This is a genomic window from Pedobacter sp. UC225_65 (assembly GCF_042698365.1).
Classification (GTDB): Bacteria; Bacteroidota; Bacteroidia; order Sphingobacteriales; family Sphingobacteriaceae; genus Pedobacter.
The window spans coordinates 3112375-3132296 of the sequence record NZ_CP170550.1 but is presented as its reverse complement, the minus strand read 5'-3'; the positions used below and the strand labels follow the sequence as shown (position 1 = coordinate 3132296).

The 19922-nt window shown below is 38.9% G+C and carries 23 protein-coding genes and 1 tRNA gene; 10 read left to right on the top strand and 14 right to left on the bottom strand.

The window, feature by feature from the left end; genetic code table 11:
* Positions 1 to 50: 50 nt before the first annotated feature.
* Positions 51 to 122 (top strand) — tRNA-Arg (locus ACFJIZ_RS16425).
* A gap of 71 nt (positions 123 to 193) precedes the next feature.
* Here the strand turns inward: ACFJIZ_RS16425 and ACFJIZ_RS16420 are convergent.
* From ACFJIZ_RS16420 to ACFJIZ_RS16400, 5 genes are all read right to left on the bottom strand, one after another.
* A complete protein-coding gene (locus tag ACFJIZ_RS16420; RefSeq protein ID WP_379086377.1) occupies positions 194 to 832 on the bottom strand; it encodes a hypothetical protein in 639 nt (212 codons plus the stop codon).
* Between the two features lie 205 nt (positions 833 to 1037).
* On the bottom strand, positions 1038 to 1568 hold the full coding sequence (locus ACFJIZ_RS16415; protein WP_379086374.1) for an outer membrane beta-barrel protein: 531 nt from the start codon (positions 1566 to 1568) through the stop codon (positions 1038 to 1040).
* Positions 1569 to 1674: 106 nt separating this feature from the next.
* Positions 1675 to 2778, bottom strand: a complete 1104-nt coding sequence (locus ACFJIZ_RS16410) for a hypothetical protein (RefSeq protein ID WP_379086371.1) — start codon at positions 2776 to 2778, stop codon at positions 1675 to 1677.
* Positions 2779 to 2967: 189 nt separating this feature from the next.
* Positions 2968 to 4218, bottom strand: coding sequence for an alpha/beta fold hydrolase (locus ACFJIZ_RS16405; RefSeq protein WP_379086368.1), 1251 nt, complete (start codon positions 4216 to 4218; stop codon positions 2968 to 2970).
* 1 nt (position 4219) lies between these two features.
* Positions 4220 to 4495 (bottom strand): carboxypeptidase-like regulatory domain-containing protein, encoded by a 276-nt coding sequence (locus ACFJIZ_RS16400; protein WP_379086365.1) that lies wholly within the window; start codon positions 4493 to 4495, stop codon positions 4220 to 4222.
* A 307-nt stretch (positions 4496 to 4802) separates the two neighbouring features.
* Between ACFJIZ_RS16400 and ACFJIZ_RS16395 the strand changes: the two genes are divergently transcribed.
* Entirely contained in the window at positions 4803 to 5675 is an 873-nt protein-coding gene (locus ACFJIZ_RS16395) for a DUF5694 domain-containing protein (RefSeq protein ID WP_379086361.1), read from the top strand.
* Positions 5676 to 5697: 22 nt separating this feature from the next.
* On the opposite strand, the gene ACFJIZ_RS16390 is transcribed toward ACFJIZ_RS16395, so the two are convergent.
* Both ACFJIZ_RS16390 and ACFJIZ_RS16385 read right to left on the bottom strand, forming a co-directional pair.
* Entirely contained in the window at positions 5698 to 6267 is a 570-nt protein-coding gene (locus tag ACFJIZ_RS16390) for a DNA-3-methyladenine glycosylase family protein (RefSeq protein WP_379086358.1), read from the bottom strand.
* A 131-nt stretch (positions 6268 to 6398) separates the two neighbouring features.
* On the bottom strand, positions 6399 to 7247 hold the full coding sequence (locus ACFJIZ_RS16385) for an AraC family transcriptional regulator (RefSeq protein ID WP_379086356.1): 849 nt from the start codon (positions 7245 to 7247) through the stop codon (positions 6399 to 6401).
* 132 nt (positions 7248 to 7379) lie between these two features.
* Between ACFJIZ_RS16385 and ACFJIZ_RS16380 the strand changes: the two genes are divergently transcribed.
* Positions 7380 to 8390, top strand: a complete 1011-nt coding sequence (locus ACFJIZ_RS16380; RefSeq protein ID WP_379086353.1) for a zinc-binding alcohol dehydrogenase family protein — start codon at positions 7380 to 7382, stop codon at positions 8388 to 8390.
* A gap of 38 nt (positions 8391 to 8428) precedes the next feature.
* Here ACFJIZ_RS16380 and ACFJIZ_RS16375 read toward each other — a convergent pair whose 3' ends face one another.
* Genes ACFJIZ_RS16375 through ACFJIZ_RS16365 form a run of 3 tightly spaced genes read right to left on the bottom strand, consistent with a single transcriptional unit; the run spans position 8429 to position 10312 of the window.
* Entirely contained in the window at positions 8429 to 9001 is a 573-nt protein-coding gene (locus ACFJIZ_RS16375) for a hypothetical protein (RefSeq protein ID WP_379086350.1), read from the bottom strand.
* Positions 8988 to 9473 (bottom strand): RNA polymerase sigma factor, encoded by a 486-nt coding sequence (locus ACFJIZ_RS16370; protein ID WP_379086346.1) that lies wholly within the window; start codon positions 9471 to 9473, stop codon positions 8988 to 8990. The genes ACFJIZ_RS16375 and ACFJIZ_RS16370 overlap by 14 nt, the downstream gene beginning before the upstream one ends.
* Positions 9470 to 10312, bottom strand: a complete 843-nt coding sequence (locus ACFJIZ_RS16365; RefSeq protein WP_379086343.1) for an alpha/beta fold hydrolase — start codon at positions 10310 to 10312, stop codon at positions 9470 to 9472. The genes ACFJIZ_RS16370 and ACFJIZ_RS16365 overlap by 4 nt, the downstream gene beginning before the upstream one ends.
* A 146-nt stretch (positions 10313 to 10458) precedes the next feature.
* On the opposite strand from ACFJIZ_RS16365, the gene ACFJIZ_RS16360 reads away from it, so the two are divergent.
* From ACFJIZ_RS16360 to ACFJIZ_RS16330, 7 genes are all read left to right on the top strand, one after another.
* Entirely contained in the window at positions 10459 to 11034 is a 576-nt protein-coding gene (locus ACFJIZ_RS16360; RefSeq protein ID WP_379086340.1) for a hypothetical protein, read from the top strand.
* Between the two features lie 251 nt (positions 11035 to 11285).
* Complete coding sequence (locus ACFJIZ_RS16355) at positions 11286 to 11786, top strand: ATP-binding cassette domain-containing protein (RefSeq protein ID WP_379094077.1); 501 nt, start codon at positions 11286 to 11288, stop codon at positions 11784 to 11786.
* A complete protein-coding gene (locus ACFJIZ_RS16350) occupies positions 11672 to 12802 on the top strand; it encodes an ATP-binding cassette domain-containing protein (protein WP_379086337.1) in 1131 nt (376 codons plus the stop codon). The genes ACFJIZ_RS16355 and ACFJIZ_RS16350 overlap by 115 nt, the downstream gene beginning before the upstream one ends.
* Positions 12803 to 12966: 164 nt before the next feature.
* Positions 12967 to 13485, top strand: coding sequence for a GNAT family N-acetyltransferase (locus tag ACFJIZ_RS16345; RefSeq protein WP_379086334.1), 519 nt, complete (start codon positions 12967 to 12969; stop codon positions 13483 to 13485).
* A complete protein-coding gene (locus ACFJIZ_RS16340; RefSeq protein WP_379086331.1) occupies positions 13482 to 14411 on the top strand; it encodes a hypothetical protein in 930 nt (309 codons plus the stop codon). Before ACFJIZ_RS16345 ends, ACFJIZ_RS16340 begins: the two co-directional genes overlap by 4 nt.
* Positions 14411 to 15214 (top strand): helix-turn-helix domain-containing protein, encoded by an 804-nt coding sequence (locus ACFJIZ_RS16335; RefSeq protein ID WP_379086328.1) that lies wholly within the window; start codon positions 14411 to 14413, stop codon positions 15212 to 15214. The genes ACFJIZ_RS16340 and ACFJIZ_RS16335 overlap by 1 nt, the downstream gene beginning before the upstream one ends.
* Positions 15215 to 15319: 105 nt before the next feature.
* Positions 15320 to 15940 (top strand): outer membrane beta-barrel protein, encoded by a 621-nt coding sequence (locus tag ACFJIZ_RS16330; protein ID WP_379086325.1) that lies wholly within the window; start codon positions 15320 to 15322, stop codon positions 15938 to 15940.
* Between the two features lie 143 nt (positions 15941 to 16083).
* On the opposite strand, the gene ACFJIZ_RS16325 is transcribed toward ACFJIZ_RS16330, so the two are convergent.
* The 4 genes from ACFJIZ_RS16325 to ACFJIZ_RS16310 form a co-directional block, all read right to left on the bottom strand.
* Positions 16084 to 16710 (bottom strand): sensor histidine kinase, encoded by a 627-nt coding sequence (locus tag ACFJIZ_RS16325; RefSeq protein WP_379086322.1) that lies wholly within the window; start codon positions 16708 to 16710, stop codon positions 16084 to 16086.
* A gap of 139 nt (positions 16711 to 16849) precedes the next feature.
* Positions 16850 to 17347 carry a HAMP domain-containing protein gene (locus ACFJIZ_RS16320; RefSeq protein ID WP_379086319.1) on the bottom strand — a complete coding sequence of 166 codons (498 nt, stop codon included), beginning with the start codon at positions 17345 to 17347 and terminating at the stop codon, positions 16850 to 16852.
* Complete coding sequence (locus ACFJIZ_RS16315; protein WP_379086316.1) at positions 17331 to 18704, bottom strand: sigma-54-dependent transcriptional regulator; 1374 nt, start codon at positions 18702 to 18704, stop codon at positions 17331 to 17333. Before ACFJIZ_RS16315 ends, ACFJIZ_RS16320 begins: the two co-directional genes overlap by 17 nt.
* Before the next feature lie 20 nt (positions 18705 to 18724).
* The gene (locus ACFJIZ_RS16310) at positions 18725 to 19852 is read right to left on the bottom strand and encodes an ABC transporter permease (RefSeq protein ID WP_379086313.1); all 1128 of its coding nucleotides are present in this window, start codon (positions 19850 to 19852) and stop codon (positions 18725 to 18727) included.
* Positions 19853 to 19922 lie beyond the last annotated feature (70 nt).

The window sequence follows — 19922 nt, the reverse complement described above, 5'->3', positions numbered from 1 at the left end:
GAGAATTTTATATTTGCGCCACTAGATAGATTTAAATCTGCTAGAATATTGGTCCCGTAGTTCAACGGATAGAATAGAAGTTTCCTAAACTTTAGATATGAGTTCGATTCTCGTCGGGACCACTTCACGGGAATAGAGTTTTAAAACTTTATTCCCGTTATTATTTTATAGCATAATTCGCTATTCAACACTATCAATTAGTGGTAATTTTCGGTACAATTAGATTGTTGTTTTTTATTATTTCTTCCCATACATCTAGACTTTTGAAAATCATGCTGTCAAAATTCATGATAAATTTTCTATTTATATCGACAATTTTAGCTGTAGCAATTGCAATAAGATCACATCTAGTTATTTCTGATGTTGATCTAGATTTAAATTGCTGGTCTTTTTCGTCTATATAAAATTCTATTTTGATTATACCGTTGATTTGCGTTCCTGCTTCACCATGTAAAATGTGTTGGTGTTCAATCATTATAGGGTCTAATCCGCTCCGGGTTTTATTTAAAGGATATCCATGCTTATCCGCATTGTTGAGGTCCATTAATAATTGAAGTTCTAGATTAGCATTAATTGCATCTTCAACTATTTTTTGTTTACCCTGTGACGAAAGAACATTTTTCAGGTGATCTTTTAAATTTGCAACAGAGTGAACAATGCCTATCAGTAATAAGTGTATTTCTTGTTCATTAGGTTCTTTTATCGCGAATTTTAACCCCAAAGGATTGTTGAAATTGCCTGCAATAAGATATTTTGACCCATCACTTTCAATTCTTCCATTGACTGATTTATAAGTACGTTCAATTCTCTTCTGTATATCGTTTAAATCCATAAGTGTTATGCTTGGTATCTAAATTTATGGAATAATTAACTCACTTATATACATCCAGTATGATAAGTAATTCTAAGACGAGATACTAAAATCTAAAATGAGTTTGAAATGAGTGTCTTTTGAGATGGCTCCAATTAACGAAGATGCTTTTTAAGCATTTCCAATTTGTTTTTATAGCTAAAATCCTTATCTAAATCAGGATGCGCTACAAAGAAATATTATAGGCCAGGCGTATGCCTAAAAAAGTGGGGTCGTCTTCTGTACCTCTGGGGTCAGTTATTTGATATCGGGCTGAAATTTCAAAGTTTTTCATGGTGTATCCCAAACCTAGACCAATACCTAGATTAAGTTTGGTTTCGCTAACAGAGAACATATTGTTTCTGCCTATTATTCTGTTGATGGAAGCACCGCCCTGAGCCTCTAAAGAAATCCTATTGGCAAGATATCTATAGCCCAAATAGATTGGAATTGCACTATAATGTGCTTCTACACCAGATGGAAGCCCTTTAACTGGGAAACGATTGTAACCGGCCTCTAAGGTGACCTGCTGTTTGCGTTCTCCAAAACCATGCATCCACTTCAGTGCTCCACCATATCCAATGTTTGTTACTTCTAACAAAGCTGAAGTAGGTCTGGATAACTGAGCTGAAACTTGTAGATAGTTTTTGCCACTTTGTGCAAATACCCCGAAACTTAGGCTTAATAATGCAACTGTTAATAGTAGTTTTCTTCTCATGATCATAAGTCCTTAATTTTGCGTTGAGCTGTTGACAAAAAACTAATTACTAAAATAAAAGTATTAGTTCGTCTTATCAATAGTGTTTTAACAGATGAACCAGTACTTATTTAAGAATGAGGGCTTCAATACCTGCCTTAATTTCTGCTGGGTTCTTTCCAGTTATGGAGCTTATCTTTTCTAAGAAGTTATCGGATGTAATCGTTTTATCGTAATAGATTTTATAGAAGTATTCCAGTCCAAAGTTATCGATCAGGTATTTGCAGCATACAGCGGCAAAGGAATAACCTAGGCTACTACTGTATTTCTGGTCAATCTTTCTGGTATAAAGTTGATCGAAGTTGCAGTTGCCTTTCTTGTAGCAATCTTTTAATTCTGCCACGCCCTGATCGTAGTTTTTAGTTCCTCTTTCCATCCCGCCGTATAGCGAGGCCATCCCTTCTTGCAAAAAGAAGCAGTGGGCACTCTGCCCTAAAATAGCGTGAACAAATTCATGACTATAATTCGGCTCTGATCCAATGGCAACGATAAAACCTTCAGGAATATTGGTATAACCACCAAGTCCGCCATTCCAAACCACGATATTCGACAAATTATTCAGCTCCTCTTCTGTTGCACACATATAGTAATCGATTGGCTTTTGAAGTTTCGGCCTTTTGAGCACTGCGTTGAGTTTTTCAAATTCATGGGCCGCATTTTTCATCTTTTCGACAGGGATATTTAGAAACGGAGAAGCATAAAAATTGATAGACTTTGTTTTATATTCTTTAAAGCGGACCTGGTCGTATTCTTTGCAGTTGTCTAAAAAATAATTGCCGTTGATCTCTACAATGTAGTATTTGTAAATGTTCGTAAAATTCTCCTCTAGTTTTTCTGGTTTGCTTTTGGCCAAAAGCTTAAAATAGCTCAAGGTATCGTTTACGCTTTGTAGCTCCACAATTTCCATATCGAACAAGCCTGTTATCTTTTTCGGAGAAAAACGGCCCCATATCCAATCCATGCTATAATCCCATACTTCTTTGTTTTGGTATTTGGGATGCCATAAATCTTTGTTGATCGCCTCTTTCTGCATATAGGAGTTGATGAATTTAACAAGACTTAAGGTTTTACTTTTACTGGTGTCGATTTTAGAAGAAACCGCTAGCTGTGCAACAGCATTTACACTGCAAAAAATGAGGATGATAAAGAGAATTTGTCTTTTGTTGACCAATGGAGTAACGGGCTAATATTAACGGATAAGAATATAATGATAAAAATACAGTAGTTATTTGAAATGTTTGGATTTTTCTCAAAACAAAACTTTCGAAGTTCCTTTCTGTAAATCAAATCCTCTCAATTCAAATAAGGATGTAATAGAGGCTCATTACATCCTTATTTTTATCTTTTAAATATATTAGTGTTACTTTTTCAAGAATTTAAGCACCAATTCATTTAACTTTTCGGGTTGCTCAAAAGGGACATAGTGTGTCGCATTTGGGATAATTTGCAGTTCGGAATTTTTAATAAAATTGTGGATCGATTTGGTATGTTCTTCTTTGATCACATCACTTGCTCCTGCAATGATCAATGTCGGGTTTTTGATCTTGGCCAATTGTTCGGCCGTCATATTTGGATGATCTAACATCAGCTTCACTAACCTTTGGTCCTTTCCTGCATTTGCAGAAAGCTGCTGTTTAAATGTATTGATGATTTCCTCCTTAACACCAAGTGGATTTAGGTTTGCACCAATTGTAATCAATTTAGCCACCAATTCTGGATGTTCTGCATTGAAGATCAATCCTGTATTTCCACCGTCGCTCCAACCCAAAATATTTACTTTATCGAGCTTTAGCTGTTGGGTGATCTTCAACAGATCAGCGGCAAATTCTTGATAACTATACTCTTTTTTGGTGAGGTCTGTGCTTCTTCCCTGTCCACGGGTATCTATTGCGATCACGCGATAATATTTAGAGAAAAATGGAATCTGTTGATAGAAATCAGCAATGCTGCCATTGTTTCCGTGCATTAAGATCAAGGGTTCACCTTTTCCATACTCCTCGTAATAGATCTTGGCGTCGCCTAGGTCAACATATTTTCCTTCTTTGCTTTTTCCATAATTTGTTTTTAGTGCTTTTTCCCTGCTTTTGTAAACATCAATCAGGGTTTTGGTGTTCATGTCTGTCTCAGGTTCATTTTCCTGTGCCTCGAGGATTTCTTTTTCTCCAGCACTTTTGTCGTAGCTGATATTGATGTTCGAGATGAAACTTCCTTCGCTAGCCTCCCAATTGCCTTGGCTCTGGTACCTGAACAATAGATTTTTTGAAAGGGATTTTTTGGCAGAAACACCAAACACAAATTCGGTATTGGCAAGTGGAGTATAATCAACTAATTGTAGGGTAATAGCAATTTTATCCAAGCCTTTAAAGAGTAGTTTATATTTCGATAGGTCGATATTTTGCCAGCCAATGGTTGTGGTTTTGTAAATGATATTCTCTTTTAAAAGTGATTGGTCTGGCTTGTCATTTTTTAGGTTGTAGATATTAAGTTTTAAAGTGATCTGCCCATATTTTGAGCTTGGGATGATATAAAAGTTATAGGACTCTAATCTTGTTTTTTGGTAGACCTCAAAAATGTTTCCCTGCTCTACGGTTGGAACATTTTTATCGAACATTCTAGAAAAGGTAAGAAAAGGACGTGATTTTTGCCCGATCATCTTTCTCTTTCATCTTTTTTGCACTCACTACAACTGCATCAAGAATAGTTGCTTTATAGTCTAAAACAATATGACGATTGGCCAGGAGTTCTTTTGCCGAAACTACTTTGTCAAAATAGCCTACAGAACTAAAAACAATTTCGCTGTTTTTTAAGCTGTCTGGAACGGAAATCTTATAGCTTCCCTTTTCATTGGTGATGGTACCGATCTTGGTGTTTTGATCCCGATTGAACAATAGGGGATAAAGTCGTTGTCCTTGTTTTTTATGGTTCCTTCAATTGTGGTTTGAGCTTTAATACTTAATCCTGTGATCACAAGCATCACTGAGTACAAAAATTTACGCATAGTTATGGTTTATCATTTATTTAATGGGAAGACGATAGGTTTTGATAATGGTTGCAAAACCATTGATCTTTATTAAAATAATTCTCATTACTCATTTTGAGATTTAAAGCTACAGGAGGTAGAATTTAAATCATTTAATAGAAGAAGTAGGTGCAACGTTTAATTTGCATTAGTGTCTTTTGCTAAACGACAATCAGATGAGAAAACTCTTATACGCTTTATTATTGTTGCCACTTGGTGTTTTAGGTCAAAGCCCTATCCAGAAAGTAAGCAAGATTTTTGAAGACGATAAAATCAAGCCCACGGTTTTATTGTTAGGTATATTCCATTTTGCAGGCGAGCAAGTAGATGTCAATACTACACCCAACGAGCTACGAATAGACATGCTTTCGCCCGAAAGACAACAACAAGTCAAACACCTCGTGGATGAGCTGGCTAAGTTTCGCCCTACAAAAATTGTAATCGAAGCCCAGCCTAAATACCAGGCCAGATACGATTCTTTATATCAAGCCTATCTGAATGGTAAACTGGTGGCAAGTTCAACGTTTATGGCAAATGAAACAGTACAGATTGGTTTTCGTCTGGCCAAACAGCTGGCGCTTAAAACCTTGTACCCGGTGGATGCGCAAGCCTTTCGTTTTCAGTTGAGCCGGGCAGATTCGGTGTTGACCTTTGAGAAATATAAGAACCAAACTGATAGCTCATTCGCCTATTGGGAAGAACGTTATGATAGAGAAAGTGCGTATGATGACACATTGGCCTTTAAAAGTACTACCCAACAATATCTTAGATTTCTAAATTCGCCAGAGGTACAGGCGAGGGCAATTGGTAGATGGCTCATTACCACCAAACGAGGCAGTAATGTAGAGCCAATAGGGGCTGATGGTTTTATCACCCGTTATTTTAACAGAAACGTACGCATCTATTCCAATATCCAACGTATAGTTGACCGTAAGGATGAACGGATTTTGGTCATTTATGGAGCCACACACATGTACTTTCTTAAAACACTATTTGCAGCAAGTCCAGAATTTAAGCTCGAAGATGTAACTAAATACCTGAAACCCTAGAAAGCAATTGACTTGGCAGTAACTATTTTTTCTTCCTGGTAGACAAGTAATAATGCCATAACAACATGGTGGCTACCGTTCGGTAGGGCTTCCAAGTTTCGGCGATGGCCAAAAGGTCTTCCCTTGTGGTGTGTGCAGGTAGTTTTTTTAATTGTTTTAAGGCATTTACTGCAGCTAGGTCTCCAATAGGGAAAAGATCCGTACGTTGCAGCACAAACATCAGGTATACATCAATGGTCCAGTTACCAATGCCTTTGAGCTGGCTTAAATTGCTTCTGATCTCTTCGTCTGAAAGTGTTTCTAGTGCAGCAAGATCTAATGCTCCATCCACCATGGCTTGTGCCAAATGTTTGGCATAGGTTGTTTTCTGGCGACTAAAATAACAGGCTTTCAGCTCTTCATCGCTCAATAGCAAAAGCGCTTCAGGCGTAATCTCGATTAACTTTTCACGCAGTTTATTTAAGGTAGCCAATGCCGAGGCCAAAGACACCTGCTGCTCTAAAATAATGTGGATCAGGCTTTCGAAAGTATTGGGTCTGGTCCACATGGGTGGATAAGTATAATCGGTAATGATACTTTTAAGATCGATCATCCTGCTGGGCAAGATTATCGCAGATCTGATGGTAGTTGGCCGTTGTAAATTGGTTAAACATAGGTAATAAAACAGTAAACACCCACAAGATAAGAAAACCTAATGGGCTGTAGAGCATTGTTCTACAGCCATTAATTCAGCTGTCTGGCCAAACTTGGACTTAGCCCTTTGTACTTTTTATACATCTTGTTAAAGTGGCTGGCATCGGTAAAACCTAGTTTTAAGGCAATTTCGTTGATGTTCTGTCGACCATTTTTGAGCAGCTGTTCTGCCGATTTAAGTTTGGTCTGGATAATGTGTTGTTGTATAGAAACCTGACTGTGTTTTTTTACATAGATGCTGATATAATTGGCCGACATGGCAAAATGGGCCGCAATGTTTTCGATACGCATTTTCTCTGCATCAAGTGCATTTAGCCTAATGTAACCCAGTACTTGGTTCAATCGGTCGAGTTCTAGGTTGCTCGGGCATTGCTCGCCATATTGTGTAATGGATTGGCTTCTGGCCACCATCATCATTACAGCTCCAAAAAGCTCCAATACCACCTCGCGGCTATAGACACAGGTTTTGGTAAATTCGATCAATAAGATGTGCAACAAACTCTGAAGATGTTTTTGGTCGGTGGCATCAGTTACCAAACTGCCGTTGATTGCCGATGGGTTTTGCAACAAGGTTTTGATCACTTCCATCCATTTGGCCGTTTTGCCACCCTCTAGCTTTTCTATAAAAAGCTGTTCATTAAACCTTAAAAAAATGAAGTCGGTAGGTTTTCCAATCTTGAAATAGTGTGCATCTTCAGGGCGTAGCAAAAACACATCGCCTGCCTTGTAGCCAAAAGATAGTTCATTCAACACATGTGTACCAATCCCTTTTTCTATAAAAATAAGCTCGTAAAAGTTATGCTTGTGCGTTGGGAACTCCCATTGGGTAAGTGAGAGTCGAGATACATTTAATGAGTGGTAGCTATTGAAACGTTTCATGTCAAGCTGTGATAAATTTGTACAAAAATACAATGAAAATTTACAAAATATCGCTGCTGTTTACAAATACCTTTGTTGGTATCAAATAGATGATGTAAGAATACTTAAATTACGATATTAAAAAGCAATTACATGAAAGCAATAGGATTCAGAACCTCGTTACCCATTACAGACGAAAATAGTTTTATAACATTTGAAACCGCAAAACCATTGGCAAATGGTAGAAACCTACTGGTAAAGATTGCAGCCATCGCTGTAAACCCTGTAGATTTTAAGGTGCGCCAGAACAGTGCAAAAGATAAAGTATTGGAAACACCAAAGATCATTGGTTGGGATGCCGTAGGTACGGTTGAAGCTGTAGGTGATCAAGTAAGTTTATTTAAGGTAGGCGATGAGGTATATTATGCGGGAGATATCAATAAAGATGGAAGCAATGCCGAATATCAATTGATCGATGAGCGCATTGTAGGTAAAAAGCCAACAACGTTAAGTATGGCAGAAGCTGCGGCCATGCCTTTAACTGTACTTACCGCTTGGGAAATTTTGTTTGATCGTTTACGAATCAATGAGAAAGACAAAGGTAAAACGCTATTGATCATTGGCGGTGCAGGTGGCGTAGGTTCTATTGCCATCCAATTGGCGAAAAAAGTGACTGGTTTAACCGTAATTGCTACGGCCAGTCGGCCAGAAACGGTAGCCTGGTGTAAAGCACAAGGCGCAGACCATGTAGTGAACCATAAGGACCTGGTAAGCGAGGTACGTGGAGTAGGGTTTCAGTACGTAGATTTTATCTTAGATTTTGTGGATGCCAATTTCTATTGGGACCAGATGGCCGAACTGATTAAACCACAAGGACACATTGCCTCAATTACGGGATCTGCTGAGCCGGTTACATTAAACAAGCTCAAAAACAAAAGCGTGAGTTTCTCTTGGGAATTCATGTTTACCCGTTCTAATTTTGAAACTGAAGATATGATCGAACAACACCATATCCTGAACAAGGTTGCAGATTTATTGGATCAAGGGATATTAAAAACGACCTTAAAAGAAACATTGATCGGTTTTTCTGCAGATAATTTGAAAAAAGCACATCAGCAGTTAGAGAATGGGACTACCATTGGTAAGATTGCCATCAGGTTTTAAGAGCAATAAAAGTATAGCCACCAATCTGGTGGCTTTTTTTATGACTCATTATCTATGTCCTTTTTCATTCCGTTGATCATCCTTAGTTCTTTCTTGACCTGTGCCGAAATAAGCACGATTAAAAAAATAAATATCGGGACAGCAGAAATGACGATATAATTATAGAGACCAGTGGATACATGGAGCTTAAAAATGGGAAGTGTGATGATAAAGCCGATGACATAACCAATAAATGACAAAGGGGTTAAAACATAGTGGATAAATAACCTAGATTGATGATAGGCCATTACTTGCTGGTTAAATTCTTGAACCTGAAGCGTCGGTGTCAACTGCTCAAGTTTTGTTTGGGAAAAAAATTCTATCCCGATTCTAAAAAGAAAGGTGCCGATCATCAATAATATGCCTACAGTGAGCCGTGTGTTTTTAAAGGCTGAAATATAAAAGAAAAAGTAGCCCAAGATAATTACCGTAAGCATTAGAATGAGCTGACCTGTTAGCTGTTTTCGCTTAATATAGGCACTGCTTTTAATGATTTCTTTGTAACCATCTTTTGGTATGTCAGGAATATTCCTTTGTACCCATTTAGATCTGATATCGTTAAAGTCGTTCATTTTTTACACATTTTGATAGTTGGTTCTTGATTCGGTGAAGCCTGATCCTTAATGCTTCATGTGAGATTCCGATAATGTTCGAAATCTCTTTTTGAGGCATGTCCTGTAATTCCAATAGGATAATACTTTTATTTACATCTGATAAGAGATTGATGCAAGCATACATATTTTGATAATGTTTTTCTTCTGAAAGCTTTTCTTCTACTACGTCATCCACCACATCTATTTTTAAGGACAATAGCTTTTTTTTCCTTAATTGTTGCAAACAGGTATTTACCGCAATGCGATAGATCCATGTGGATATACTGGCTTCATTTCTGAACATTTTGAGGTGCTGCCAAACTTTGATGAAAACCTCTTGGGTCAGGTCTCGGGCCAGATCCTCATCACCATTTACATAGCCAAGGCAAAGGCCGATCACCTTATGGTAATTCTCCTCATAGATTTCTTCAAACTGCTGCGTTGGGTTCATTTGAGCTGAAGTTCAGCCTTGATGTGTTTTAAAAACCATTCAGGGTTATCGTACATAATAAAGTGACCAGAGTTGTCGGCAAAATCTAAGGTATAGTTTTTTAGGTTTTTATACTGTTTCTTGTAATTGGCCTCCACAACCGATTTGCCAAAAGGCTGGGTAGCAGCCAGAATACTTACTGGAATAACAATGTTAGAAATCTTGTCCCTTAGATCCAATTTCAAAAGGTCTGTGTAGCCATAAACAAATGTTTTCCTATCACTCATTATGATCCAGTTGCTCAATTGCTGGTGTACAGCCTTGTTCAAGCTCATTGATTGGACCATTTGTTCGGCCATTTTTTTAAAGTCCTGATCATTCATTTCAAGTAACTGTTTATTGTATGGGCTATCATAAATGATGTCTTCGCTCTTATAATTGGGTATCATCAGTGCCCCCATTGTGGGTAATGCATCTACAATGATCAACTTGGCAAATGTTTTCGGTTCTTCAGCTGCCAGCCATAAACCTAGCGTTCCACCCAAACTATGTCCAATAATTATCGGCTTTTTCAAATGTTTGGTCTTTACATAAGCCTCAATCGCATCTTTTAATTTTGGAAGCCAAGGAAATGCAATTGGAGGCACTTTGCCAAAACCGGCAAAAGTAAAAGTGTGCACCTCATAATTAGTCGAGAGCTCATCTACTATTCCTTTAAAAACTTCGCCCGTGTTGGCAAACCCAGGGAATAATAGCACTGGTTTGCCTTTTCCAGTAACGGTTACCTCAAATTCTTGAGCCTTTGTATGTGAGGCCAAGAATAGTAAAAATAGACAGGTAAAAAATTTAATCGTTCTCATTTTCATTTTTTTCGCCTTTAGATACATTAAGGAAAAAATGTTACATGGTTTTTTATGGCCTAATTTTTCAATAACGGTGCAACCTAAAAGTTACATTGCTCGTCTTGGTTAAAGACACACTAAAACTTTAACTGAAACAACACGCAATGAAACAAATTTTAAAACACGTTTACGGGGTTGGATTTATCCTGCTTTTTATGGGTTCTATTCAAAAAGCCAATGCACAAGACACTGCAAAAGTGGCCCAACCGATCCAAAGTCTAAGCAAGGTGAAGTTATCCCTTTTAGGGCTTTTTTACGAACGAGAGCAGCTTGTAGCTACCTCTACAACAGTTTACGGAGGTATAGGTCTGGGTTCGGGTATTTCTTATTCTTATAATAACTGGTCGGGAAGTAAATGGGCCTTTAGCATGAGCCCATCCGCTTACATCGGGGTCAAGAATTATTACAAGCTTGAACAGAGAGCAAAAAAAGGACGTGAAACAAGAAATAATTCTACCAACTTTTTTGGGGTAATGGTTGGGGGTTCAACCAAGGCTGTGATAGAAAAGAATGCCATCACAAAAGCAGGCATGGGGTTGGAAGCTTTTTGGGGTATCCAACGTAGCTTGGGTAAAAAAATCAATTTTGAACTACAATTAGGCCCAATGCTGGCTACCGATTTTGACGAAGTAAAGTTCCATCCTGTTTCTGGAAGGCTTGGCTTTAGTTATATCTTTTAATCACCTACTTGGTTCGTGTCCTCACGAACCAAGTATTTTACCCCAAACAAAATTTTTCTTACTTTTGTAGCCTTAACAAAAACAACCATCAATGTAGGTACTCCATTTCTTTCGGTAAAAATAAAACAGGCACAGCTTGCTGTATGGCCTGTAATTATTCACGCTTTAAAAAGAAATCATGTTGATCCTTCAAGATATCACTTACCAACATCCCAATAAGGATGTATTGTTTACTGGATTAGATCTAGTCAATCAACCGACACGATAAAATTGCGCTAATAGGCCATAATGGTGTCGGAAAATCTACCCTTTTAAAAATATTGGCCGGAAACCTAAACCCTTTAACGGGAATAGTAAAGGCAGAATCGCAACCTTATGTGGTGCCCCAAATTTTTGGTCAGTTTAACAAGCTTACCATTGCCGAGGCCTTACAGGTAGCCGAGCAGCTCCAGGCCTTGACCGAAATCCTTGCCGGAAATGCAACGTTTCAGAATATGGAATTGTTAAATGATGATTGGACCATTGAAGACCGCTGTAAAGAAGCCCTAGCACATTGGGGATTAGCCACCTTGGACCTCAACCAAAAGTTGGAAACCTTAAGTGGAGGACAAAAAACAAAGGTTTTTTTGGCAGGATCATGGTACACCAACCAGACCTTGTGTTATTGGATGAGCCCACCAACCATTTGGATGACTGGAGCAGGGATAAGCTTTATGCTTATATCCAATCTACCAAAAACACTTTGGTTGTAGTAAGCCACGATCGTAAGCTGCTAAAGTTATTGTCCAGCATTTACGAACTCCATAGCGGAGGCATAACCATATATGGTGGTAATTACGATTTTTATGTAACCCAAAAAACAATAGCGCAAGAAGCGCTGAACCAAGAGCTCAAGAACAAAGAAAAAACACTACGTAAGGCAAAAGAAATAGAAAGAGCCGCACTAGAACGACAACAGAAGTTGGATGCCCGTGGCAAAAGGAAACAAGAAAAAGCAGGAATGCCCACCATTGTGATGAATGCCTTAAGAAACAGTGCAGAACGCAGTACTTCTAAAATGAAAGGGGTACATGCAGAAAAGGTAAGTAATATCGCACAAGAGCTGACCCAGTTGCGTAGCAACCAGCTTGATCAAGATCAGATGAAATTAGGTCTGTCTCACTCTGGTTTACACAAAGGCAAGGTATTGGTTACCGCAAAAGAGGTCAACTTTAGTTATAATGGCAAATTGCTTTGGAAACCACCACTTAGTTTTCAGCTCAATAGTGGCCAACGTGTAGCGCTTAAAGGCCTAAATGGGGCTGGCAAAACTACGCTGATCAAAATGATATTAGGTCAGGTCCAGCCCCAATGTGGAACAATGGAGCGGGCCGCAATCAAAACCCTTTACATCGACCAAGATTATTCGTTGATCAACAATCAGCTGAGCGTGTATCAACAGGCACAAGAATACAATACAGGTGCCTTGCAAGAACATGAGATCAAGATCCGTTTAAACCGGTTTTTATTTGGCAGTGCCTATTGGGATAAGCCCTGTGCAGCTTTAAGCGGTGGCGAAAAGATGCGCTTGATGTTGTGTGCTTTAACCATCAGCAACCAGGCACCAGATCTGATGGTATTGGATGAGCCAACCAATAATTTGGATATACAAAACATAGAGATCCTAACAGCAGCTATTAACGACTATCAAGGAACACTTTTGGTAGTAGCCCACGATGCTTATTTTCTGGAAGAAATCAAGGTAACAGATCAGCTCATGTTGGTGTAATTGTAGACTTATAGAGGCACATTAAATCATGGTGATATTGCAAAGATAGAGATGAAGCTAATGGGACATGGCTGTAGGAACAAATTGGCTTTTAAGGTTTTAAATAGATAAAATTGATTGGTTTTTACACCTATGTTTTCTGTTTTATCCCGAACTTTGGACTTATGGTAACGTTAAAAGAAATACAGGCAGCAAGTACAAGCGAAATCCAGCAACTGGCAAACAATCCACTTATTGCGCAAAACCTTAAGGATGTGTTTCCACATCCATATGCCTTGGCTAATGCCGAAGAGTTTCTGGCCTTGGCTAAACAAGGGGTACTGGGCCATGTTTTCGGTATTTTTGTAGATGATACTTTTATAGGAGTTTGTCGTGTAGTGCCACAAGGCGATATTTACCGGAACAATGCTGAAATAGGTTATTGGATTGGTCAACCTTATTGGGGTAAGGGCTATGCTACTGCAACGGTCAACCTTTTAACGGCTTTCGCTTTTAACGAATTAAAAGTGCTACGTATTTTTGCAGGCGTTTTTGGGAGCAACAAGGCTTCAATGCGTGTATTGGAAAAAGCAGGTTATACATTAGAAGCAGTTTTGAAATCGGCCATTGTTAAAAATGGAGTAGTTTTAGACGAATACCTGTATCGGGTCTTCAATCCAGATTTACAAAAGACATGGGTATGAGTACACACATTGCCGAGTATATCGCCAATAAAATCGGTCATCCGCAATTAATTGAGGTATTGGCAGAAGAACTGAATGGAACAGACCTCAATTCGTTATTATTGGCTGTATTTAACCAACGGCTGGCCAAACAGACGCCAACAGGGCTATTGAAACAATATGGCCAAAATAGATTGGTTAAACCTGCTGCAGTTAATGTACTGCAATTAAAAGCACAAGAATTGGCTACACTCCAATTTTTTAGCCAACAACATTTCGAACCAGTAGAACTATCTCCGGTTGCCCAATTGGGTACGTGTTCAGTGTTTGGCATCACCAACCAACAAAAGGTACTTACCGCTTTAAGAAATGCCGAGGTACAGGCCGATGCTACCAATGCCCTTGCCATACATTATGCTTTTTTAAAGAAAAACAATGTAAAAATGTATGGCACTTATAGGTTTGCTACGGTAAATAGGTTATTGCGTACCCCTTTAACAGCCATAGAAGGACATACCCCACATTTTTCTATTGGTTGTTTGGTAACCGCAGGAGTAGATACAGGAAATTTTGAGTTCGAAAAATTGGCACTTTCCGAGCACCTTTCTATACACCTGCAACTGCTTAACCAGATTTACCAGATCAAAGAGGTAAGCTTTTCTATCATCCCTTTAAACCTTGAAAATGACGATAAAATGTTAGAAACTTGCCTGACCCATCTGAAACAGCAAGCCCTATTCGACATTAAGGTTAAACCTAAAAATACAAGCCAAAACTACTATCAGGGCATCCAGATCAAAACACATATCTGTGTAAACGGCAAGCAGATTGAAATTGGTGATGGTGGTTTTGTAGACTGGAGCCAACAATTATTGGGCAACCAGAAAGAGCGGATGTTTACCAGTGCCATTGGTATCCAGTACCTTCATATTTTAATGGGAGAATAATGGAAGCAGGAAGGGTAGTTTTTGAACAGGAACGGCCAGCTTATTTGCAGCTCCACTATCCTTCTGCAGGCTTGGCCGATGTGGTAGCGTATTATTTTGAGTTAGACCTTAGTACTCACTTAAAACCTTTCTCTATAGTGGCTTTGCCTAGTTTAAATACTTTGATTACCATTCCTTTAACCGCGACAGGCAAAAAATACCATTCGCATTTTAACCAGAGGGAGCAACAGTTAAAGGGGCCAAAAATATTGGGCAACCTTAGCCATGCCCTTACTTGTACCTATGCTTTGGGAGCCAAAGAATTTTCGGTTAAGTTTAAACCAGGTGTTTTACAGCAGCTCTTGCAGTTAGATGTGCGCCAGTTGATGGATGGCCATGTTAACCTAGATGAGCACTTGCCCACAAGTTTAATCATTGCGATAGAGAAGGCTGAAAATTGTAGAGAACGAATCACCTTGATGGAAGCTTATTTAAATACCAAAATAGAAGCTATCCACACCCATAAAAAACTCAAACTGGTACAACAAGCCATCGCTAGTGTAACCCATAGCAACGAGGTAATATCCATTGCCACTATCAGTAAACAAGTTGCGGTTTCTAGTGCCACGTTGACCAGATATTTCAATGAGGTCTTAGGGCTTTCGCCCAAACAATGTTTCAAGACCCTGCGGTTTAAAAACGGACTACAGCATTACCAGAGCTATGGAAGCAGTTACATCTATGATGAAATTGGCTACACCGATTTTTCACATTTTGTGAAGGATGCCAAAAACCTGACCAACAAGGTTCCTTCTGTTTTATAGGATGCTTTATTGTTTTTTATCGAAAACTGAAAAAACAGTTAAAAAAAAATTTCTATAATTAAAACTTTAGTTATACATTTATATCACACACAAAAACACACACAAATGAAAAAACAACTATTAACAGCTATTGCTGTCTGTCTATCCCTCTGTGGATATGCCCAAACCAAAGGAACCAATGCGTTAGGCTTTGGAATCGTTTCGACCACTGAGAAAACTTCTGGTTATAGCAACGATAACAAGAATACGCTTAATTCATTTACCTTAAGTTATGGTCATTTTATCAAAGACAACACCAAAATTGGAGTTGAGGTTAATTATGGAGAAAACAAACAAGAAACGATAAACCTCAGCAATTATGAATCTAAAGTTTATGGTGGAAATATAAATTATCAAAGATATTTTCCTATTGTAAAAACCTTGTATGCCTACGCTGGTGGAAAAGCGGGATATAGTTATAGCAAGGGTACTTATAGCGGTCAGAATAATGGGCAGGGAAATAAAAACGAACAATACGCCGTAGGAGCTTATGGTGGTGTTACCTGGTTTGTATCTAAAAGATTTGCTTTCGAAACCAGCTTATTATCGGCCAATGTCTCTTATAGCAAAACTGAACAGTCTGATAATAATTATGGTACCTATCATAAAAATACCCGTACCTCATTTGACATGAGTACTCAAGGCTTTATCAATAACCTTGGCTTTAAGATTTACCTGCTGTTTTAAAATAAAATCTTGAATTTTTCCTTCTAGTTTAAATAATACTCCATTACAGTTGGCCCTATGGTTGATCACTATAGGGCTTTTTTGCGCTTTGATAATTGGTTCGTGTCATTTAATACATTGGTTCGTGTACTCACGAACCAATGTTAACCCAAATGGATACTGAATGCTGTATGTTGTGCTGCAATGGTTTTTAAAGAAAACTCAAAACCATGGTTCAATAAGATTTCCCGAACCAAAGTTAGCCCAATGCCCTGCCCATCTTTCTTGGTACTAAAGAAAGGACTGAACAACTGTTCGGTATCACTTTCGGCAATGCCCTTGCCATTATCGCTAATGATGAGCTTACGCTGTGCGGTATCTAGAACAAACCTGATTTCTCCGGCTGTTTCAATAGCATCGATGGCATTTTTTACAATATTGATCAATGCCTGCTCTAGTTGTTGCACATCTGCAAAAATAAGGTAAGGCTCTTCAGGAAGATGAAACTCAAAACGGATGGTTTTACCATTGGTAGAAAACTGCATCAGCTCTGCCACAGATCGGACCAAAAGCACCAGATCTATCCGTTTTTTATTGGCCTCGGGCAGTTTAACCAATTCGGCAAAATTGCGCATAAACACATTCAGATTCTGGTTACGGTCTATGGCTACCTGTAAGGCATTCTTTAATAGATGCCCCTGTTCTTGCTCCCAATTGTTCTTTTGTTGTAAAGCCATATTGATAATGGAATTTACAGGTCCAACGGTATTGTTCACTTCGTGGGCCATCATCCGAATTACTTTACTGTATACCTGTTTTTCGGCGGCGAAGACTCGGCTGTTACTTCCTCCATCATAATGAAGACCCGCTCAAAGCCCATGTCCATAAACCTCGATTTTTGTATCTTGTAAGTGTGTAATCCATCTATCTTCAATATTTTGGATCATCCGTTTGGATTGCTGTTAATTGTTCAAAAACATCAGGGTGTGCATCTAGTATCGCTTTGGCCTTTGGATTTACCTGTTTAAGTGTGCCATCATAATCCAAAATGATAATTCCGGTAGGTGAGGTTTGGATCAATTTTTCCAAAAAGAAATGCTGCTCTTGTTGGGTTCTACGTTCCTCCCTTAAAGCATCAATCATTTTGTTGTATACATCCACTAATTCATCAACTTCTCCTTTGCCTGTGGGCAAAAACTTCACATTAAAATCTTGATCTTTGATGGCATTCACCCCCTGTTTTAAATAGGTTAAGGGTCGGATCAGTTGTTGATATAAACTAATGGCAATTACTATAGAGATAATGATAACCACCTCTGCCACCATAAAAAAAACAATATTGTATTGCTTAAAAATGAAATAGCTCATCACTAGGCAAAGCAGATGGATGGCTGCAATAAAGACGATATATTTAGTCTTCACTTTCATTGAAAGGGATTTGGTATTTTTCCAATCTACGGTACAAAGCATTTCGGGTAATGCCCAGCGAGGCTGCCGCCTTGGTAATTCTATTTTTATGGAAACTCATGGCTTGTTTAACCATTTCGGCTTCCATCTCATCGAGAGTCATGGTACCTACACCAGGTAATTTGGTGTGTGCATTTTTTTGTGGACTAACATTCAGCTGCGCTTGAAAATCGTCAATGCCCAATTCGTTGGCATGGCTGATCAGTACGGTACGCTCTACCAGATTTTTAAGCTGTCTGATATTGCCAGGTAAAGCTAATTGTTGCAACCAGCGCATGGCTGCCGCAGATATGGTAAGGTCTGGACGGTTGTAGATCTCTTTGAGGTTGCCCAAAAAGAAACCGACCAATAAAGGGATGTCGTTGGCGCGCTCTCGCAGGGCTGGCAGGTGTATGCTAATCAGATTGATCCTATACAAAAGATCTTCTCTAAACAGGCCTGCACTAACCATATCGTTTAGGTTTTTGTTGGTGGCGCAAACCACACGGGTATCTACAGTTTTGGTGCGACTACTGCCTAAAACTTCATAAGTTCTATCCTGTAGTACGCGCAACAGTTTAACTTGGCTACTGGCCTCCAGATCGCCAATCTCGTCTAAAAAGATGGTGCCTTTATTGGCCATCTCAAAGCGGCCAACCCGATCAAAACGGGCATCGGTAAATGCACCACGTACATGGCCAAACATTTCACTTTCAAATAATGATGAAGAGATGCCACCTAGATTAACTTTTACAAAGGGTTTGGCTGCACGTGTACTGTTCTCGTGGATGGCTTCGGCAATCAGTTCCTTTCCAGTTCCGCTTTCACCAGTAATTAGGATTGAGGCATTGGTGGCGGCCACCCTGCCAATGGTCTCTAAAATGGTCAACAATCCAGCATCTTCGCCTACGATCTGTTTAAAATTATATTTTTTGTCGAGTTCTTTACGGTTCCGAGATAAGGGTCTTTTACCTCCCAATTGGAGCAGGGTCTGCACAGATTGCAGCACGTGATCGTTGTTCCAAGGTTTGTTGATAAAGTCGTTTGCCCCAAGTTTCATGCCCTGTACCGCCAGTTCTATACTGGCCCAACCAGTGATCAATATAATCGGAATAAGGGTATTGAAATTCCTGATCTTTGCCAATAGGCTCATGCCTTCCTTACCAGAGGTATCGATAGAAAAATTGAGGTCGAGAATAACCAGTTCAGGCTTTTGAGTTTGTACTTGCTCAAAAGCCTGAACAGCATTACTCGCTGTAATCACATCATGTCCAGCCCCTTTTAACAAAAGCGTTAGTGAGGTTCTTACGGCGATATCGTCATCAACAATTAGAATCATATGCAAAGTTAAGATAAGTATTATTCTTCATGCAATGCAATAGCAGGATGAATGGCCGCTGCCTGTTTACCCGGATATAATGCGCAAACAAAAACGAGCAGGTAAATGAACACCACGGCCAGTAGTATGGCGATGAGGTAAACACTTGAAGGCACATTGAAGACGTTGAGCAGTGGAAACTGAACGGCAAAGAAACAGCCCACTGCTAACGATAAAGTTGTCAGAATTAAAGCTTCTTGCACCAGTTGATAAGAAACATTATTCCCACTTGCGCCAATTGCACGTCGAAAGCCAATTTCTCCCTTCCTTTTGTTAATGTTATACCACATCACACCAAATAGGCCCAAAGCCACATTGATGATTAAAAAGCCAGCGATGATGATAAAAATAATCATCGGGATAACCGTTACTTCATTTTTTGCATCACGCATTTCGGTAAGGTGCTCAATTCCAATGGTCGAATTCTTAAAAGTATTGGTCATGAACTTATATAACTCGCTTTCGAAAGCAGCATTTGCATCTTCGCTTACTCTGATCAAAATATTTTGAGTATATCGTAAATCTGAAGTATCTGATTTCTTGAACATGGCATTACCCGCCGGCCAATAGTCGCCATTGGCTTTAATGTCTTGTACTACACCAATTACTTTCATTCTGTTCTTATCCTCATAATCGCCAATTAACTGACCAACTGCGCTACCCTTACCAAACATGGCAGTCTGTAAAGTTTCATTGATAATGATACTTTTATTTTTTGTCGCTTTATCATCTTCGTTAAACCATCTGCCTGCAACGAGTTTTACATTCCAAACTTTTGCATAGTCTTCGGCATCGGTATAAGAATTAACCCAGTCAAATTTCTTCCCATCTTTATTTAAGGAAGTACTCATATTGCTGTTCGAATATGGAAAGTTTGAACCAGAAAAGGTCACCTCTTCAATTTGTGGCATAGCCTTAAGCGAATTTTTCAAATTGCGATAAAATATTTGTAGCGAGTCGGTATTCTTCGTTACACCTTCATTATCATAGTTGATAGCCCAAACACGCTCATACTCAAAACCTAAAGGCTTAGTGTAATTTTGATAGTAAAAGGTGAGGAAAGAAAATACGGCAAAGATGACTAAAAACGAAACAAGGATTTCGGACAAAAACAGGAAGTTTTGCTTCCGTTTATTCCATATTAATTTAAATAAATGTTTGAACATGATAATTTCTTTT

What these genes read in the sequence shown, in the direction of transcription:
- ACFJIZ_RS16420 (WP_379086377.1), bottom strand. Translation starts at nt 832, where the DNA reads ATGGATTTAAACGATATACAGAAGAGAATTGAACGTACTTATAAATCA.
- ACFJIZ_RS16415 (WP_379086374.1), bottom strand. Translation starts at nt 1,568, where the DNA reads ATGAGAAGAAAACTACTATTAACAGTTGCATTATTAAGCCTAAGTTTC.
- ACFJIZ_RS16405 (WP_379086368.1), bottom strand. Translation starts at nt 4,218, where the DNA reads ATGTTCGATAAAAATGTTCCAACCGTAGAGCAGGGAAACATTTTTGAG.
- ACFJIZ_RS16395 (WP_379086361.1), top strand. Translation starts at nt 4,803, where the DNA reads ATGAGAAAACTCTTATACGCTTTATTATTGTTGCCACTTGGTGTTTTA.
- ACFJIZ_RS16390 (WP_379086358.1), bottom strand. Translation starts at nt 6,267, where the DNA reads ATGATCGATCTTAAAAGTATCATTACCGATTATACTTATCCACCCATG.
- ACFJIZ_RS16385 (WP_379086356.1), bottom strand. Translation starts at nt 7,247, where the DNA reads ATGAAACGTTTCAATAGCTACCACTCATTAAATGTATCTCGACTCTCA.
- ACFJIZ_RS16380 (WP_379086353.1), top strand. Translation starts at nt 7,380, where the DNA reads ATGAAAGCAATAGGATTCAGAACCTCGTTACCCATTACAGACGAAAAT.
- ACFJIZ_RS16375 (WP_379086350.1), bottom strand. Translation starts at nt 9,001, where the DNA reads ATGAACGACTTTAACGATATCAGATCTAAATGGGTACAAAGGAATATT.
- ACFJIZ_RS16370 (WP_379086346.1), bottom strand. Translation starts at nt 9,473, where the DNA reads ATGAACCCAACGCAGCAGTTTGAAGAAATCTATGAGGAGAATTACCAT.
- ACFJIZ_RS16365 (WP_379086343.1), bottom strand. Translation starts at nt 10,312, where the DNA reads ATGAGAACGATTAAATTTTTTACCTGTCTATTTTTACTATTCTTGGCC.
- ACFJIZ_RS16360 (WP_379086340.1), top strand. Translation starts at nt 10,459, where the DNA reads ATGAAACAAATTTTAAAACACGTTTACGGGGTTGGATTTATCCTGCTT.
- ACFJIZ_RS16350 (WP_379086337.1), top strand. Translation starts at nt 11,672, where the DNA reads ATGGTACACCAACCAGACCTTGTGTTATTGGATGAGCCCACCAACCAT.
- ACFJIZ_RS16345 (WP_379086334.1), top strand. Translation starts at nt 12,967, where the DNA reads ATGGTAACGTTAAAAGAAATACAGGCAGCAAGTACAAGCGAAATCCAG.
- ACFJIZ_RS16340 (WP_379086331.1), top strand. Translation starts at nt 13,482, where the DNA reads ATGAGTACACACATTGCCGAGTATATCGCCAATAAAATCGGTCATCCG.
- ACFJIZ_RS16335 (WP_379086328.1), top strand. Translation starts at nt 14,411, where the DNA reads ATGGAAGCAGGAAGGGTAGTTTTTGAACAGGAACGGCCAGCTTATTTG.
- ACFJIZ_RS16330 (WP_379086325.1), top strand. Translation starts at nt 15,320, where the DNA reads ATGAAAAAACAACTATTAACAGCTATTGCTGTCTGTCTATCCCTCTGT.
- ACFJIZ_RS16325 (WP_379086322.1), bottom strand. Translation starts at nt 16,710, where the DNA reads ATGATGGCCCACGAAGTGAACAATACCGTTGGACCTGTAAATTCCATT.
- ACFJIZ_RS16320 (WP_379086319.1), bottom strand. Translation starts at nt 17,347, where the DNA reads ATGAAAGTGAAGACTAAATATATCGTCTTTATTGCAGCCATCCATCTG.
- ACFJIZ_RS16315 (WP_379086316.1), bottom strand. Translation starts at nt 18,704, where the DNA reads ATGATTCTAATTGTTGATGACGATATCGCCGTAAGAACCTCACTAACG.